The following is a 14,259-nucleotide window of genomic DNA, read 5'->3' as shown; positions in this document are numbered from 1 at the left end:
GGGGGGATGTCGCGCGCCGGCAGCACGCAAAGTGGGGGAAGCGGGGCGCCGGCTGGATTGAAGTTTTTCAGGAACGCCCGGTGAACGTCAACACTTTCGATCACTTGTTCGTCGAGTTTCGGCGAGCGGATCCAACAAATACAAGAACATTCAACGTCGTTTGACGAAGATGCTCGACTGGCGCGCACGCAAAAAGAAACCCCGGCCTGGGCCGGGGTTTCTGATGACACTGACGATGCTCGCGGACGCTTACTCGGCGTCGACGGCCTCGGTGGCACGCGGGCGATCCACCAGCTCGACGTAAGCCATCGGGGCGTTGTCGCCCGGACGGAAGCCGCACTTCAGGATGCGCAGGTAGCCGCCCGGACGCGCCTGGTAGCGCGGACCGAGCTCGACGAACAGCTTACCCACCGCTTCCTTGTCGCGCAGGCGCGAGAAGGCGAGACGACGGTTGGCGACGCCATCCGTCTTGGCCATCGTGATGAGCGGCTCGGCGATGCGACGCAGCTCCTTGGCCTTCGGCAGGGTGGTACGGATCAGCTCGTGCTTGAACAGCGACGAAGCCATGTTGCGGAACATCGCTTCGCGATGCGCGCTGGTGCGGCTGAACTTGCGGCCGGCGTTGAGGTGACGCATGGGTTAGGTTCCTTATCGATCGTGGGCCTTAGCCCATCATCACGCCCTGGGTGAGACCGGCCGGCGGCCAGTTCTCGAGCTTCATGCCGAGGGCGAGGCCGCGCTGTGCCAGCACTTCCTTGATCTCGGTGAGCGACTTCTTGCCCAGGTTCGGGGTCTTCAGCAGCTCCACTTCCGTGCGCTGGATCAGATCACCGATGTAGTAGATGTTCTCGGCCTTGAGGCAGTTGGCCGAACGGACGGTCAGCTCGAGATCGTCGATCGGACGCAGCAGGGTCGGATCGACACCACCGGTCGCGCTCTTGCTCGAAGCCGGACCGCGGACGATGAAGTCGCCGAACACCGACAGCTGGTCCGTGAGGATGCTGGCGGCGGTGCGGATGGCTTCTTCCGAATCGATCGTGCCGTTGGTCTCGATGTCGAGGACGAGCTTGTCGAGGTCGGTACGCTGCTCGACGCGGGCCGCTTCCACGGCATACGCAACGCGACGAACCGGGGCGAAGCTGGCGTCCAGCATGAGGCGGCCGATCGCACGGGACTCTTCGTCCGGGCGACGACGCGCCGCAGCCGGCTGGTAGCCGAAGCCGCGCTCGATCTTGAGGCGCATGTTCAGCGCCGTTTCCTTCGTCAGCGTGCAGATCACGTGCTCGCCGTTGAGGATCTCGACGTTGTGGTCGGTCTTGATGTCCGCGGCGGTGACGACGCCCGGGCCCTTCTTCTGAAGGGTGAGCATCGTCGACTCGACGTTGTGCATACGGATCGCCACGTCCTTGAGGTTCAGCAGGACGTCGAGGACGTCCTCCTGAAGGCCTTCAAGCGTGGTGTATTCGTGCAGCACGCCATCGATTTCCACCTCGGTGATGGCGCAACCCGGGATCGAGGACAGCAGCACGCGACGCAGCGCGTTGCCGATGGTGTGGCCGTAACCACGCTCCAGCGGCTCGATGACGACGCGGGCGCGGGTCGTCGACAGGCGCTCGATCTGCGGTCCCTTGGGACGCAGCATCTGGATGGCATTTACCGTCATGGGCGGCGTTCTCCGGAGAATTACTTCGAGTACAGCTCGACGATCAGCGCTTCGTTGATGTCAGCCGGCAGGTCGGCGCGATCAGGCACAGCCTTGAAGGTGCCGGAGAACTTGTTGGCGTCGACCGTGCACCACGACGGCACGAGGTCCATCTGCTGCGACTGGGCCACGGCTTCCTTGACGCGCAGCTGGGCAGCCGCCTTCTCGGTGAGCGTGATCTGGTCGCCGACGCGGACCTGGTACGACGGCAGGTTCACCGACTTGCCGTTGACCAGCACGCCACGGTGCGAGACCAGCTGGCGGGCCTGCGGACGGGTGACGGCGAAGCCCATGCGGTAGACGACATTGTCGAGACGCTGCTCAAGCATCTGCAGCAGGTTCTCGCCGGTGTTGCCCTTCCGGTTGGCGGCCTTCTTGTAGTAGTTGCGGAACTGGCGCTCCAGCAGGCCGTAGATACGCTTGACCTTCTGCTTCTCGCGAAGCTGGGTGGCGTAATCCGACAGCTTGCCCTTCTTGGCGACGGGGCCGTGCACGCCGGGCTTCTGCTCGAGCTTGCACTTGCTGTCCAGCGCGCGGGCCGGGGACTTGAGGCTGAGGTCGGCGCCTTCGCGGCGCGCGAGCTTACAGGTGGGACCGATATAACGAGCCATGTGATTTTCCCCTTGCCCTTAGACGCGACGCTTCTTGGGCGGACGGCAGCCGTTGTGCGGAATCGGCGTGACGTCGATGATGTTCGTGACCTTGTAGCCGACGTTGTTCAACGCGCGGACGGCCGATTCGCGACCCGGACCCGGGCCCTTCACGTGCACTTCGAGCGTCTTCAGGCCGTAGTCGAGCGCAGCCTTGCCGGCCTTCTCGGCGGCAACCTGCGCCGCGAACGGCGTCGACTTACGCGAGCCGCGGAAGCCAGCGCCACCCGAGGTGGCCCAGCTCAGGGTGTTGCCCTGGCGGTCGGTGATCGTGATGATCGTATTGTTGAAGGAGGCCTGCACGTGCGCCACACCATCGGTGACGACGCGCTTGATCTTCTTCTTGGTCTTGCTGGCAGCTGCCGGCTTATTCATTTTGGCTGATCCTTACTTCTTGATCGCCTTGCGCGGACCCTTGCGGGTACGGGCATTCGTGCGGGTGCGCTGGCCGCGGAGCGGCAGGCCACGACGGTGACGGACGCCGCGGTAGCAACCGAGGTCCATCAGGCGCTTGATCGACATGCCGACTTCGCGACGCAGGTCGCCTTCGACGGTGTACTTACCGATCTCGGCGCGCAGGCGCTCGATTTCCGGCTCGGACAGTTCACGGATCTTGCTATGCGGGTTCACACCCGCGGCCGTGCAGACCAGGCGCGAGCGCGTACGCCCGATCCCGAAAATGCTCTGAAGGCCCACCCAGACATGCTTCTGGACAGGCAGGTTCACACCCGCAATACGCGCCATGACGCGATCTCCACTGGTTTTGTCGCCGACTAGCGGCGCAAGGAATCGAAAAGTTTACACTGGCTCGGGGTTCAAATGAAGCCCGTCCCCTGAACAGGGACGAACCCGGCATGGGGAGTGTGCCCATGCTCCGGCGACAAACCGGGGTTGGCGACAAGGCCCTAAGGCCCCCTCGCCGCCCGCGCTACTCTTGCGCGGGCCCGCCTCGATTCATCCGCGCGCCAAGCCGCCGCGCGGACCGCCCTTCAAATTGGCCTTCTTCAGAAGGCTGTCGTACTGGTGCGAATAGAGGTGCGCCTGCACCTGCGCCGTGAAGTCCATGACCACCACGACGACGATCAGCAGCGACGTGCCGCCGAAATAGAACGGAACCTGCCACGTCGCGCGGAGCACTTCCGGCAGCAGGCAGACCGCGACCAGATAGAGCGCGCCGATCATGGTCAAACGGGTCAACACGCCATCGATGTAGTCGCCAGTCGCACGCCCCGGACGGATACCCGGAACGAGTGCGCCCGACTTCTTCAGGTTGTCGGCGGTTTCCTGGCTGTTGAACACCAGCGCCGTGTAGAAGAACGCAAAGCCGATGATCAGGCCCGCGAACAGAAGCATGTGCAGCGGCTCGTTCGGCGCCAGCGCCGTCGCGACCTTCTGCAAGGCGAGCGTGACCTGGGCCTGCCAGCCGGCGTCGGTCGCCGCGGCGGCGGCTTCCGCCGCGCCGGATCCACCCGTCCACGCCGTGATGGTGGCCGGCAGCATGATGAGGCTCGAGGCGAAGATCGGCGGGATCACGCCAGCCATGTTGAGCTTCAGCGGCAGGTGCGAGCTCTGGTTGTTGTAGCCCTGGCGCGCGCCCTGCTTGCGGGCGTAGTGCACGGTGATCCGGCGCTGGCCGCGCTCCATGAACACCACGAAGTAGACGACGCCCAGCACGAGGACGGCGATCACGAGGATGGCCGGCCAGCTGATCTCGCCCGCATTCACCTGCCGCATGGTGTCGATCAGCGCGCCCGGAAGGCCCGCGACGATGCCCGCGAAGATGATCAGCGAGATGCCGTTGCCGATGCCGCGCTCGGTGATCTGCTCGCCCAGCCACATCAGGAACATGGTTCCGGCCGTCAGCGAAACCACCGCAGTGAACACGAAACCCATGCCCGGGCTGTACACGACCGGCTGGCCGCCGGCAGCCGCCGAGCCCTGCAGGGCCGTGGCAATGCTGCCCGCCTGCACGATGGCGAGGAAGACGGCGCCGTAACGCGAGTACTGCGTCAGCTTACGACGGCCCGACTCGCCTTCTTTCTTCAGCGCCTTCCACGGCTCGTACACCTGTCCGAGCAGCTGGACGATGATCGACGCCGAAATGTACGGGATCACGTTCAGCGCAAAGATGCTGAAACGCGACAGGGCGCCACCGGAGAACATGTTGAACATGTCCACGATGCCGCCCTGATTCTCGAACAGGGCCAACATGGCTTCCGGGTTGACCCCCGGGACGGGAATGAAACTCCCGACCCGGTAGACGATCAACGCGAGAAGCACGAACAGCAGGCGGTCCTTCAGTTCTTTGAACCTACCGAGTCCACCCATCATCGTCGCCGCGTTCGAGGCCAAGCGATTACTCCACCGAGCCGCCGGCGGCTTCGATCGCCGCCTTCGCACCTGCCGTAACCAGCAGGCCCTTGATGGTGAGCTTCTTGGTCAGCTCGCCCTTCTTGACGACCTTCACCTTCTTGGCGTCGCCCGAGACCAGCTTGGCGGCGCGCAGGACGACGATGTCGATGACGTCAGCGTCGAGCATGGCCAGCTGATACAGCAGGACCTCGGCCGACTCGTGCGACATCTTGGAGCGGAAACCGATCTTCGGCAGACGGCGCTGCATCGGCATCTGACCGCCTTCGAAGCCCGGCTTGATCTTGCCCTTACCGGCGCGAGCGAACGAACCCTTGTGGCCGCGGCCGCAGGTCTTGCCGAGGCCCGAACCGATGCCGCGACCAACGCGGGTGCGCTCCTTGCGGGCGCCTTCGGCGTGAGTGATGGTGTTGAGACGCATGGGATTCTCCTTAAGCCTCGACGCGGACGAGGTAGTGGAGCTGGTTGATCAGACCGCGGACCTGCGGCGAATCGATCAGCTCACGGACATCGTTCAGCTTGTTCAGGCCGAGCGCACGCACCGAGAGGCGGTGGCGCTGCTGGGTGCCACGGAGGCCGCGCACCAGGCGGACCTTGACGGTCTTGTTAGCCATGGAGGATCTCCTCGAGCTTCTTGCCACGCTTGGCCGCGATCTTGGCCGGCGAGTGCATCATCGACAGACCGCGCACGGTGGCACGGACCAGGTTGATCGGGTTACGCGAACCGGTGGCCTTCGCCAGCACGTTCTTGACGCCGACCGCTTCCAGCACGGCACGCATGGCGCCGCCGGCGATCACGCCCGTACCTTCCGACGCCGGCTGCATGTAGACCGCCGCCGCGCCATGGTTGGCCTTGACGGGGTGCCACAGGGTGCCATCGTTCAGGTCGACGTTGACCATCGCCTTGCGGGCGTATTCCATCGACTTCTGGATGGCAACCGGGACTTCCTTCGCCTTGCCGTAGCCGAAGCCGATCTTGCCGGCGCCGTCGCCGACGACCGTCAGCGCGGTGAAGGTGAACTGGCGACCGCCCTTGACGGTCTTGCTGACGCGGTTGACCGCGATCAGCTTCTCGATCATGCCGTCGTCTGCGCCTTCGCGGTCGCGACGATCGCGGCTTTCATTGCTGCTCATGATGGACTCTCGTAATGAGGAAAATTACGGCTTTGCGCCGCTTATAGTTGTTTGAGGCGCGGAATCCACCCCGCGCCTGGGTGCATCGATGACGCTTAGAACTGCAGGCCGCCTTCGCGGGCCGCATCGGCGAGCGCCTTGATGCGGCCGTGGTAGCGGTAGCCAGAACGATCGAAAGCGACGGCCTCGATGCCGGCGGCCTTCGCCTTGGCGGCGATGGCGGCACCGACCTTGGCGGCGGCTTCGAGGTTCTTGCTGCCCTTCAGGCCCGACTTGACGTCGGCTTCGAGGGTCGAAGCGGCCGCGAGGACCTTCGAGCCGTCAGCCGTGAAGATCTGGGCGTAAAGGTGTTGACCGGTGCGCAGGACCGACAGGCGGGCGATGCCCAGCGTGCGGATGTGCCGGCGCGTCGACTTGGCGCGACGCAGGCGGGCGATTTTCTTTTCCATGACTGGATACCTTCTGGAAGCTGAAGACCCTTAGGCCTTCTTGGCTTCCTTGATGATGACGTTCTCGCCCGAGTAACGGACGCCCTTGCCCTTATACGGTTCCGGCGAACGGAACGCGCGGATCTTGGCCGCGACCTGGCCCACCAGCTGCGCATCGGCGCCGGCGATCAGGATCTCCGTCTGCGTCGGCGTGGTGATGGTGATGCCTTCCGGGGTGATGAACACGACCGGGTGCGAGAAACCGAGCGACAGGCTCAGGTCCTTGCCCTGCATCGCGGCACGGTAACCGACGCCGACGAGCTCCAGCTTGCGCTGGAAGCCTTCGGAAACGCCCTTCACCATGTTCGAAAGGATGGCGCGCGCGGTGCCGGCCATCGGGATGGCGTCGGCGTTCGCCGCGACCATCGTGACCACACCATTTTCATTCTTCAGGTCCACGCCCTGCGGCTTGGCCAGAGTCAGGGTGCCCTTCGGGCCCTTGACGCTGAACTGCTCAGCGGTGGAGGTGATTTCAACGCCCTTCGGGAGGGCGATCGGCTTCTTGGCGACGCGGGACATGGTCAGTTCTCCTGCATCAGGCCACGAGGCACAGGACTTCGCCGCCCACGCCCTGCTGGCGTGCGTCGCGGTCCGTCATGATGCCCTTGGACGTCGAGATGATCGACACGCCGAGGCCGCCGAGGACCTTCGGGAGCGCGTCCTTGCCGCGGTACTGGCGGAGGCCCGAACGCGAGAAGCGCTCGAGGCGCTCGATGACCGGCTTGCCTTCGAAGTACTTCAGAACGATTTCGAGTTCCGGCTTCTTGGCGTCGCCGATCTGGCGCACGTCGAGGATGTAGCCTTCGGCCTTCAGGACGTTGGCAAGGGACAGCTTGATCTTGGACGACGGCATCTTCACCGTGGTCTTGCGGACAGCCAGCGCGTTCTTGATGCGCACCAGCATGTCAGCGATGGGATCAGTCATGCTCATGGAGAGTTCCTTATGAGTAGCACCGATATCCGCTTTCGCGAACAGGTTCAGTGGAAAAACCCGGCCGTCTCCGGCCGGGTGGGTTCAGCAAGCCGCCTAGGATAGCAGCTTTTTGTCTTACCAGCTCGCCTTGCGGAGGCCGGGGACGTCGCCACGCATGGTGGCTTCGCGGAGCTTGTTGCGGCCGAGGCCGAACTTGCGGTAAACGCCGCGCGAACGGCCCGACAGCTCGCAGCGATTGCGCTGGCGGCACTCCGAGGAGTCGCGCGGCAGCTTCGCGAGCTTGTTGACGGCGTCGATCTTCTCTTCGTAGCCGGTCGCCGGGTTGGCGATCAGCTTCTTGAGCTCGGCGCGCTTGGCGGCGTAACGCTTGGCAAGCTTCTCGCGCTTGACCTCGCGGTTCACCATGCTGGTCTTGGCCATGATTGGATCCTAAAGGTCAGTTGCGGAACGGGAAGTTGAAGGCAGCGAGCAGGGCCTTGGCCTCGGCGTCGGTCTTCGCGGTCGTGGTGATCGCGATGTCCATGCCGCGCAGGGCGTCGACCTGGTCGAAGTTGATCTCCGGGAAGATGATCTGCTCCTTCAGGCCCATGTTGTAGTTGCCACGGCCGTCGAACGCGCGACCCGACACGCCGCGGAAGTCGCGGACGCGCGGCAGGGCGACGCTGATCAGGCGGTCGAGGAACTCATACATCTTGGCGCGACGCAGGGTCACCTTGGTGCCGATCGGCCAGCCTTCGCGGATCTTGAAGCTGGCGACCGAGACGCGGGCCTTGGTCGTCACCGGCTTCTGGCCGGTGATCGTGGCCAGGTCGGCCACGGCGTTCTCGAGGATCTTCTTGTTGCCGACCGCCTCGCCCACGCCCATGTTCAGCGTGATCTTGGTGATCTTCGGCACCTGCATCGGATTCGTGTAGCCGAACTCTTTCATGAGCTTCGGCACCACGGTGTCCTTGTAGATTTTTTCAAGCCGGGTGTTCATCGTGGCATTCCTCAGGCGTCGATCGCCTCACCGCTCGAGCGGAACACACGCACTTTGCGTCCATCCTCGAGCACCTTGAAGCCAACGCGGTCGCCCTTGCCCGTTGCCGGGTTGAACAGCATCACGTTGGAGATATGGATCGGGGCTTCGCGCTCGACGATGCCGCCGGCCTGGCCGGCCTGCGGATTCGCCTTGGTGTGGCGCTTCACCACGTTGATGTTGGCGACGATGACGCGATCACCGGCAACGCGGGTGATTTCGCCCTTCTTGCCCTTGTCCTTGCCGGTGATGACGACGATCTGGTCGCCCTTGCGGATACGGTTCATGGTTTCGTCTCCGGCTTACAGCACTTCAGGCGCCAGGGACACGATCTTCATGAACTTCTCATTGCGGAGTTCACGGGTCACGGGTCCGAAGATGCGGGTGCCGATCGGCTCTTCTTTGTTGTTCAGCAGCACGGCGGCGTTCGCGTCGAAGCGGATCAGCGAGCCATCGGCGCGGCGCACGCCCTTGCGGGTGCGCACGACGACGGCGTTGTAGACCTCGCCCTTCTTGACCTTGCCGCGCGGGATCGCGTCTTTCACGGTGACCTTGATGATGTCGCCGATGTGGGCATAGCGGCGCTTGGAACCTCCAAGCACCTTGATGCACATCAGTTCCTTGGCACCGGAGTTATCGGCGACTTCGAGGTAGCTCTGCGTCTGGATCATGGCTCAGGCTCCTCTTACTCGGCCGACTTCGAGACGATCTCGACGACGCGCCAGTTCTTGGTCTTCGACATCGGGGCGCATTCGGTCACGCGGACGACGTCGCCTTCGTTGCAGGCATTGGCTTCGTCGTGGGCGTGGAGCTTCGTCGAACGGCGGATGTACTTGCCGTACAGCGGATGCTTGACCTGGCGCTCGACCAGGATCGTGACCGTCTTGTTCATCTTGTTGCTGACGACGCGGCCTTCGACCGTGCGCAGCGGGGTGGCGTTATCGCTCATGGCCTGTCCCTTAATTCTTCTGGGTCAGCAGCGTGTTGACGCGCGCGATTTCGCGGCGGACACGGCTGATCTCGTGGGTCTTCGCCAGCTGGTTCGTCGTCTTCTGCATGCGCAGAGAGAACTGCTCCTTGCGGAGCACCAGCAGGTGGGCCTTCAGCTCTTCGGCCGACTTCTGACGCAGTTCCTGGAGTTCCATTAGCGCACCGTCCGGGTCACGAAAGTGGTCTTGACGGAGAGCTTGGCGGCGGCGAGGCGCATCGCTTCGCGAGCCTGGTCCTCCGGGATGCCTTCCATCTCGTAGAGCATCCGGCCGGGCTGGATCTGGGCGACCCAGTACTCGACGTTACCCTTACCGGCGCCCATTCGGACTTCGATCGGCTTCTGGGTGATCGGCTTGTCCGGGAACACGCGGATCCAGAGCTTGCCGCCGCGCTTCACGTAGCGGCTGATCGTGCGGCGGGCCGACTCGATCTGGCGGGCCGTGAGGCGGCCGTGTTCGGTGGCCTTCAGACCGTACTCGCCGAAGCTGACGGCATTGGCCGACCAGCTCAGGCCCTCGTTACGGCCCTTGAACTGCTTGCGATATTTAGTTCGCTTGGGTTGCAACATGGCTCGTTACCTCACTTGGCCTGACCACGCGACGGACGTTCCGCGCGCTCTTCGGTCTTTTCCTGGCCGACTTGCGAGAAGTCGAAGATTTCGCCCTTGTAGACCCACGTCTTGACGCCGATGACGCCAAAGGTGGTGCGGGCTTCGGCGAAGCCGTAGTCGACGTCGGCGCGCAGGGTGTGCAGCGGCACGCGACCTTCGCGGTACCACTCCGAACGCGCGATCTCGGCGCCGTTGAGGCGGCCGGCGACGTTGACCTTGATGCCGAGCGCGCCGAGGCGCATCGCATTGCTCACCGCGCGCTTCATGGCGCGGCGGAACATGATGCGGCGCTCCAGCTGCTGGGCGATCGACTCGGCGACCAGCTGGGCATCGAGTTCCGGCTTGCGGACTTCGGAGACATTGATGTGCGCCGGGACGCCCATGATGTCCGAAACCTGCTTGCGCAGCTTCTCGATGTCCTCGCCGCGCTTGCCGATCACGACGCCCGGACGGGCGGTGTGGATCGTCACGCGCGCCGACTTGCTCGGACGCTCGATCAGGATCTTGGAGATGCCGGCCTGCGCCAGCTTCTCGCGAAGCATCTGGCGAACCTTCAGGTCGGCGGCGAGGTAGCCGGCGAATTCCTTCTTGTTCGCGTACCACTTGGAGTTCCAGTCTTTGGCGATGCCAAGACGGATACCGGTCGGATGAACTTTGTGACCCATAATCTCGTCCTTACGCCTTCTTGCCGGAGCCCACGACCACAGTGATGTGGCTGGTGCGCTTGAGGATGCGGGTACCACGGCCCTTCGCGCGGGCGCCGAAGCGCTTCAGCACCGGACCCTCGTCGATCATGATCGTGGCGACCTTCAGTTCGTCGACATCGGCGCCGAGGTTGTTCTCGGCGTTCGAAGCCGCCGAGTAGACGACCTTGCGGATGATGCCGGCGGCCTTCTTGTCGCTGAACTGCAACAGCGCCAGAGCGCGGGCGACCGAGAGACCACGGACCTGGTCGGCGACCAGGCGGGCCTTCTGCGGGGAGATGCGCGTCGAGCGCAGGATGGCTTTCGCTTCCATGGTCATCTCCTTACTTGCCCGACTTCTTGTCGCCGCCGTGACCCTTGAAGGTCCGGGTCAGCGCGAATTCGCCGAGCTTGTGGCCGATCATGTTCTCGTTGACCAGGACCGGGATGTGCGCCTTGCCGTTGTGCACGGCAATGGTCAGGCCGATCATTTCCGGCAGGATCATCGAACGACGCGACCAGGTCTTGATCGGCTTCTTGCTGTTGGCCGCTGAAGCGACTTCCACCTTCTTGGCGAGGTGGTGGTCGACGAACGGGCCCTTCTTGAGTGAACGTGGCATGGCCGATTAACCCCTACGATCGCGCACGATGAACTTGTCGGTGCGCTTGTTCTTACGCGTCTTGTAACCCTTCGACGGCTGGCCCCAGGGGCTGACCGGATGCGGGTTGCCCTGGCCGGCCTTCGCCTCACCACCGCCGTGCGGATGGTCGACCGGGTTCATCGCGGCGCCGCGGACGGTCGGCTTGATGCCGCGCCAGCGGGAGGCACCGGCCTTGCCCAGCTTCTCGAGGTTGTGCTCGGTGTTACCGACTTCGCCGATCGTGGCGCGGCAGTCGACCGGCACCTTGCGCATTTCGCCGGAGCGGAGGCGCAGCGTGGCGTAGCCGTGTTCGCGACCGATCAGCTGGACGCCGGCGCCAGCGGCGCGCGCCAGCTGGGCGCCCTTGCCCGGCTTCATCTCGACGCAGTGCACGGTGGCACCGATCGGCATATTGAGCAGGGGCAGCGTGTTGCCGACCTTGATCGGCGCATCCTTGCCGGAGATCAGCTGGTCGCCGACCTGCAGGCCCTTCGGCGCGATGATGTAGCGGCGCTCGCCATCCGCATAGCACAGGAGTGCGATGTGCGCCGTGCGGTTCGGATCGTACTCGAGGCGCTCGACGCGGGAGGCGATGCCTTCCTTGTCGCGCTTGAAGTCGATGATGCGGTAATGCTGCTTGTGGCCACCGCCGATGTGGCGGGTGGTGATGCGGCCGTGGTTGTTACGGCCACCCGTCTTGCCCTTCTTCTCGACGAGGGCCGCGAACGGCGCGCCCTTGTGGAGGTCGGGGTTGACGACCTTGACCATGGCGCGGCGGCCAGGCGAGGTCGGCTTGAAAGTCATGACTGCCATGGGTCTTTATCCTCAGGCCTTGGCGGTGACGTCGAGCGTCTGGCCTTCGGCCAAACGGACATACGCCTTGCGCTTGTCGGAGCGACGGCCAGCACGCTGGCGGAACGCCTTCGACTTGCCCTTGATGTTCGCGACGTTCACCGCGAGCACCTTGACGTTGAACAGGTGCTCGATGGCCGCCTTGACGTCAGCCTTGGTCGCCGTCTTGGCGACTTCGAAGACGTACTGGTTGCTCTCGGCGAGACGGGCGGTCTTTTCCGACACCTTCGGGGCGCGGAGGACCGAAAACAGGCTCTCGTTGATCATGCCAGCCACTCCTCGATCAGCTTGACGGCCTCGGCGGTGATGACGACCGAGTCGGCACCGACCAGCGACACCGGGTCCAGGCCCTGCACATCGCGCACTTCCACGTAGGGAATGTTGCGCGCGGCCAGGTACAGGTTCTCGCTCGCCTGCTCCGACACGATCAGCGTGCGGGTACCGACCTTCATGTCGGCCAGCTTGGCAACGAGGCCCTGCGTCTTGGGCGCGTCGACATCGAAGCCCTCGACGACCATCAGGCGACCCTGGCGAGCGAGCTCGGACAGGATCACGGCCATGGCGCCGCGGTACATCTTCTTGTTGACCTTCTGCGCGAAGCTGCGCGGCTTGGCCGCGAAGGTCACGCCGCCGCCCACGAAGATCGGAGCGCGGTAGTCGCCGTGACGAGCGCCGCCGCCCTTCTGCTTCTTGAACTTCTTGGTCGTGCCGCGGACTTCCGAACGCGTCAGCTGCGCCTTGGTGCCCGCGCGACCGGCGTTGCGGTAGGCAACGACGACCTGGTGCACGAGATCCTGATTGAATTCACGGCCGAAGACGGCGTCGTTGACCGACAGCGCCTTGCCGTTGATGACGGAAAGTTCCATCGTCTACTCCTTAACCCTTGCTGGCCGGACGGACGACCACGTCGCCACCCGGCGCACCGGGAACGGCGCCGCGGATCGCGATGAGGCCGCGCTCGACGTCGATCTTGACGACCTCGAGGTTCTGGACGCTGAGGACCTCGGCACCCATGTGGCCCGACATCTTCTTGCCCGGGAACACGCGACCCGGCGTCTGGCGCTGGCCGATCGAGCCCGGCGAGCGATGCGAGAGCGAGTTACCGTGGGTGGCGTCACCCATGGTGAAGTTCCAGCGCTTGATGGTGCCCTGGAAGCCCTTGCCCTTCGTCACGCCCTGGACGTCGACCATCTGGCCGACAGCGAAGACGTCCGCCTTGATCTCGGCGCCCACTTCGTAGGCACCCAGGTCCTTGGCTTCGACGCGGAACTCCCACAGGCCACGACCCGGAGCGACCTTCGCCTTGGCGAAGTGGCCACCTTCCGGCTTGTTAACCAGCGAGGCGCGCTTGTCGCCCGCGGTGACCTGCACGGCGGTGTAGCCGTCGGTCTCGACGGTCTTGATCTGGGTGACGCGGTTGGGGGTGGCTTCGATCAGGGTGACCGGGATGGACGCGCCATCCGCAGTGAAAACCCGGCTCATGCCTGCCTTACGCCCAACGATACCGATGCTGTGCTTCATGATCGTGTACCTCAGGCCAGCTTGATCTGCACGTCCACGCCAGCGGCGAGTTCGAGCTTCATCAGGGCGTCGACGGTCTTGTCGTTGGGATCAACGATGTCCAGGACGCGCTTGTGGGTGCGGGTCTCGTACTGGTCACGCGCGTCTTTGTCGACGTGCGGAGAAACGAGGACGGTATAACGTTCGATCTTCGTCGGCAGCGGGATCGGGCCGCGCACTTGCGCGCCGGTCCGCTTGGCCGTTTCGACGATCTCGCTCGCGGAACGATCGATCAGTCGGTGATCGAACGCCTTCAAGCGAATACGGATTTTCTGGTCCGCCATGGCCGGTTTCCTGAGTTAAAGAGCGACGGGCCGCACGCGTCTGGCGCGAACCCCAAAAAAACATCGACAGAACCACGGGGTTCTGCCGAGACGGGAGAGTATAGAGGGGATACCAAGCCGCCGTCAACAACGGGGGCTTAACGATCCACGCTTCCCTGTCCGGCGAAGACGAAGCCCATCCTTGGACCTCTTTTCGCTTGGTGCCCCGCCCGGCGTCTGCCAGGCGGGGAGATGCCACCAGGTATTACTTGATGATCTTGGCCACGACGCCGGCGCCGACGGTGCGGCCGCCTTCGCGGATCGCGAAGCGCAGGCCTTCATCCATCGCGACGGGGGCGATCAG

27 protein-coding genes and 1 pseudogene are annotated in these 14,259 nt (G+C 64.2%); all 28 read right to left on the bottom strand.

All coding sequences use genetic code 11. The features are described from left to right. Window positions 1–249: 249 nt before the first annotated feature. Window positions 250–636 carry a 50S ribosomal protein L17 gene (gene rplQ, locus ACIQ6S_RS14405; protein ID WP_297876030.1) on the bottom strand — a complete coding sequence of 129 codons (387 nt, stop codon included), beginning with the start codon at window positions 634–636 and terminating at the stop codon, window positions 250–252. 28 nt (window positions 637–664) lie between these two features. Next, on the bottom strand, window positions 665–1,663 hold the full coding sequence (locus ACIQ6S_RS14400) for a DNA-directed RNA polymerase subunit alpha (protein WP_397608930.1): 999 nt from the start codon (window positions 1,661–1,663) through the stop codon (window positions 665–667). 20 nt (window positions 1,664–1,683) lie between these two features. Further along, entirely contained in the window at window positions 1,684–2,313 is a 630-nt protein-coding gene (rpsD, locus tag ACIQ6S_RS14395) for a 30S ribosomal protein S4 (protein ID WP_297867678.1), read from the bottom strand. An 18-nt stretch (window positions 2,314–2,331) separates the two neighbouring features. Beyond that, entirely contained in the window at window positions 2,332–2,727 is a 396-nt protein-coding gene (rpsK, locus tag ACIQ6S_RS14390) for a 30S ribosomal protein S11 (RefSeq protein ID WP_294064754.1), read from the bottom strand. Window positions 2,728–2,739: 12 nt separating this feature from the next. Beyond that, the gene (gene rpsM, locus ACIQ6S_RS14385; RefSeq protein ID WP_297867677.1) at window positions 2,740–3,096 is read right to left on the bottom strand and encodes a 30S ribosomal protein S13; all 357 of its coding nucleotides are present in this window, start codon (window positions 3,094–3,096) and stop codon (window positions 2,740–2,742) included. A 210-nt stretch (window positions 3,097–3,306) separates the two neighbouring features. After that, entirely contained in the window at window positions 3,307–4,683 is a 1,377-nt protein-coding gene (secY, locus tag ACIQ6S_RS14380) for a preprotein translocase subunit SecY (protein ID WP_397608931.1), read from the bottom strand. A 25-nt stretch (window positions 4,684–4,708) separates the two neighbouring features. Further along, window positions 4,709–5,143 carry a 50S ribosomal protein L15 gene (gene rplO, locus ACIQ6S_RS14375; RefSeq protein WP_397573680.1) on the bottom strand — a complete coding sequence of 145 codons (435 nt, stop codon included), beginning with the start codon at window positions 5,141–5,143 and terminating at the stop codon, window positions 4,709–4,711. A gap of 10 nt (window positions 5,144–5,153) precedes the next feature. Continuing rightward, window positions 5,154–5,336, bottom strand: a complete 183-nt coding sequence (gene rpmD / locus ACIQ6S_RS14370) for a 50S ribosomal protein L30 (RefSeq protein WP_297867675.1) — start codon at window positions 5,334–5,336, stop codon at window positions 5,154–5,156. Beyond that, window positions 5,329–5,856 (bottom strand): 30S ribosomal protein S5, encoded by a 528-nt coding sequence (gene rpsE / locus ACIQ6S_RS14365; RefSeq protein ID WP_297867674.1) that lies wholly within the window; start codon window positions 5,854–5,856, stop codon window positions 5,329–5,331. The genes rpmD and rpsE overlap by 8 nt, the downstream gene beginning before the upstream one ends. 95 nt (window positions 5,857–5,951) lie before the next feature. After that, complete coding sequence (rplR, locus tag ACIQ6S_RS14360; RefSeq protein ID WP_397608929.1) at window positions 5,952–6,305, bottom strand: 50S ribosomal protein L18; 354 nt, start codon at window positions 6,303–6,305, stop codon at window positions 5,952–5,954. 30 nt (window positions 6,306–6,335) lie between these two features. Next, window positions 6,336–6,863, bottom strand: coding sequence for a 50S ribosomal protein L6 (rplF, locus tag ACIQ6S_RS14355; protein ID WP_297876025.1), 528 nt, complete (start codon window positions 6,861–6,863; stop codon window positions 6,336–6,338). A gap of 16 nt (window positions 6,864–6,879) precedes the next feature. Next, entirely contained in the window at window positions 6,880–7,275 is a 396-nt protein-coding gene (rpsH, locus tag ACIQ6S_RS14350; protein WP_397573678.1) for a 30S ribosomal protein S8, read from the bottom strand. A 117-nt stretch (window positions 7,276–7,392) separates the two neighbouring features. Beyond that, complete coding sequence (gene rpsN, locus ACIQ6S_RS14345; protein ID WP_397573677.1) at window positions 7,393–7,698, bottom strand: 30S ribosomal protein S14; 306 nt, start codon at window positions 7,696–7,698, stop codon at window positions 7,393–7,395. Between the two features lie 16 nt (window positions 7,699–7,714). Then, window positions 7,715–8,257, bottom strand: coding sequence for a 50S ribosomal protein L5 (gene rplE / locus ACIQ6S_RS14340; RefSeq protein WP_297867669.1), 543 nt, complete (start codon window positions 8,255–8,257; stop codon window positions 7,715–7,717). Window positions 8,258–8,268: 11 nt separating this feature from the next. Continuing rightward, window positions 8,269–8,583, bottom strand: a complete 315-nt coding sequence (gene rplX / locus ACIQ6S_RS14335; RefSeq protein ID WP_297867668.1) for a 50S ribosomal protein L24 — start codon at window positions 8,581–8,583, stop codon at window positions 8,269–8,271. Between the two features lie 15 nt (window positions 8,584–8,598). Continuing rightward, the gene (gene rplN, locus ACIQ6S_RS14330; RefSeq protein ID WP_294064773.1) at window positions 8,599–8,967 is read right to left on the bottom strand and encodes a 50S ribosomal protein L14; all 369 of its coding nucleotides are present in this window, start codon (window positions 8,965–8,967) and stop codon (window positions 8,599–8,601) included. A 14-nt stretch (window positions 8,968–8,981) separates the two neighbouring features. Then, window positions 8,982–9,245 carry a 30S ribosomal protein S17 gene (gene rpsQ / locus ACIQ6S_RS14325; RefSeq protein WP_297867667.1) on the bottom strand — a complete coding sequence of 88 codons (264 nt, stop codon included), beginning with the start codon at window positions 9,243–9,245 and terminating at the stop codon, window positions 8,982–8,984. A gap of 10 nt (window positions 9,246–9,255) precedes the next feature. Beyond that, entirely contained in the window at window positions 9,256–9,441 is a 186-nt protein-coding gene (rpmC, locus tag ACIQ6S_RS14320) for a 50S ribosomal protein L29 (protein ID WP_397573676.1), read from the bottom strand. Next, window positions 9,441–9,854, bottom strand: a complete 414-nt coding sequence (rplP, locus tag ACIQ6S_RS14315; RefSeq protein WP_297867665.1) for a 50S ribosomal protein L16 — start codon at window positions 9,852–9,854, stop codon at window positions 9,441–9,443. Before rplP ends, rpmC begins: the two co-directional genes overlap by 1 nt. 11 nt (window positions 9,855–9,865) lie before the next feature. Then, entirely contained in the window at window positions 9,866–10,561 is a 696-nt protein-coding gene (gene rpsC / locus ACIQ6S_RS14310) for a 30S ribosomal protein S3 (protein WP_297867664.1), read from the bottom strand. Between the two features lie 10 nt (window positions 10,562–10,571). Next, the gene (gene rplV / locus ACIQ6S_RS14305; protein WP_297876021.1) at window positions 10,572–10,913 is read right to left on the bottom strand and encodes a 50S ribosomal protein L22; all 342 of its coding nucleotides are present in this window, start codon (window positions 10,911–10,913) and stop codon (window positions 10,572–10,574) included. A 10-nt stretch (window positions 10,914–10,923) separates the two neighbouring features. Then, the gene (rpsS, locus tag ACIQ6S_RS14300) at window positions 10,924–11,199 is read right to left on the bottom strand and encodes a 30S ribosomal protein S19 (RefSeq protein ID WP_297867662.1); all 276 of its coding nucleotides are present in this window, start codon (window positions 11,197–11,199) and stop codon (window positions 10,924–10,926) included. A gap of 6 nt (window positions 11,200–11,205) precedes the next feature. After that, entirely contained in the window at window positions 11,206–12,033 is an 828-nt protein-coding gene (rplB, locus tag ACIQ6S_RS14295; protein WP_297867661.1) for a 50S ribosomal protein L2, read from the bottom strand. A 12-nt stretch (window positions 12,034–12,045) separates the two neighbouring features. Next, complete coding sequence (gene rplW, locus ACIQ6S_RS14290) at window positions 12,046–12,339, bottom strand: 50S ribosomal protein L23 (protein ID WP_297867660.1); 294 nt, start codon at window positions 12,337–12,339, stop codon at window positions 12,046–12,048. Next, window positions 12,336–12,938: a 50S ribosomal protein L4 gene (rplD, locus tag ACIQ6S_RS14285; RefSeq protein WP_297867659.1), complete on the bottom strand. Its 603-nt coding sequence runs from the start codon at window positions 12,936–12,938 to the stop codon at window positions 12,336–12,338. Before rplD ends, rplW begins: the two co-directional genes overlap by 4 nt. A 10-nt stretch (window positions 12,939–12,948) precedes the next feature. Beyond that, window positions 12,949–13,593 (bottom strand): 50S ribosomal protein L3, encoded by a 645-nt coding sequence (gene rplC, locus ACIQ6S_RS14280; RefSeq protein WP_397608928.1) that lies wholly within the window; start codon window positions 13,591–13,593, stop codon window positions 12,949–12,951. A gap of 11 nt (window positions 13,594–13,604) precedes the next feature. After that, window positions 13,605–13,916: a 30S ribosomal protein S10 gene (gene rpsJ, locus ACIQ6S_RS14275; RefSeq protein WP_028771346.1), complete on the bottom strand. Its 312-nt coding sequence runs from the start codon at window positions 13,914–13,916 to the stop codon at window positions 13,605–13,607. A gap of 244 nt (window positions 13,917–14,160) precedes the next feature. Continuing rightward, window positions 14,161–14,259, bottom strand: a pseudogene (locus tag ACIQ6S_RS14270) (elongation factor Tu); the annotation flags it as partial.

The sequence above is a fragment of the Silanimonas sp. genome, from assembly GCF_044377035.1.
Lineage (GTDB): Bacteria > Pseudomonadota > Gammaproteobacteria > Xanthomonadales > Xanthomonadaceae > Silanimonas.
Note: the sequence above shows the minus strand (reverse complement) of the source record. Positions and strands in the feature narration are given on the sequence as shown.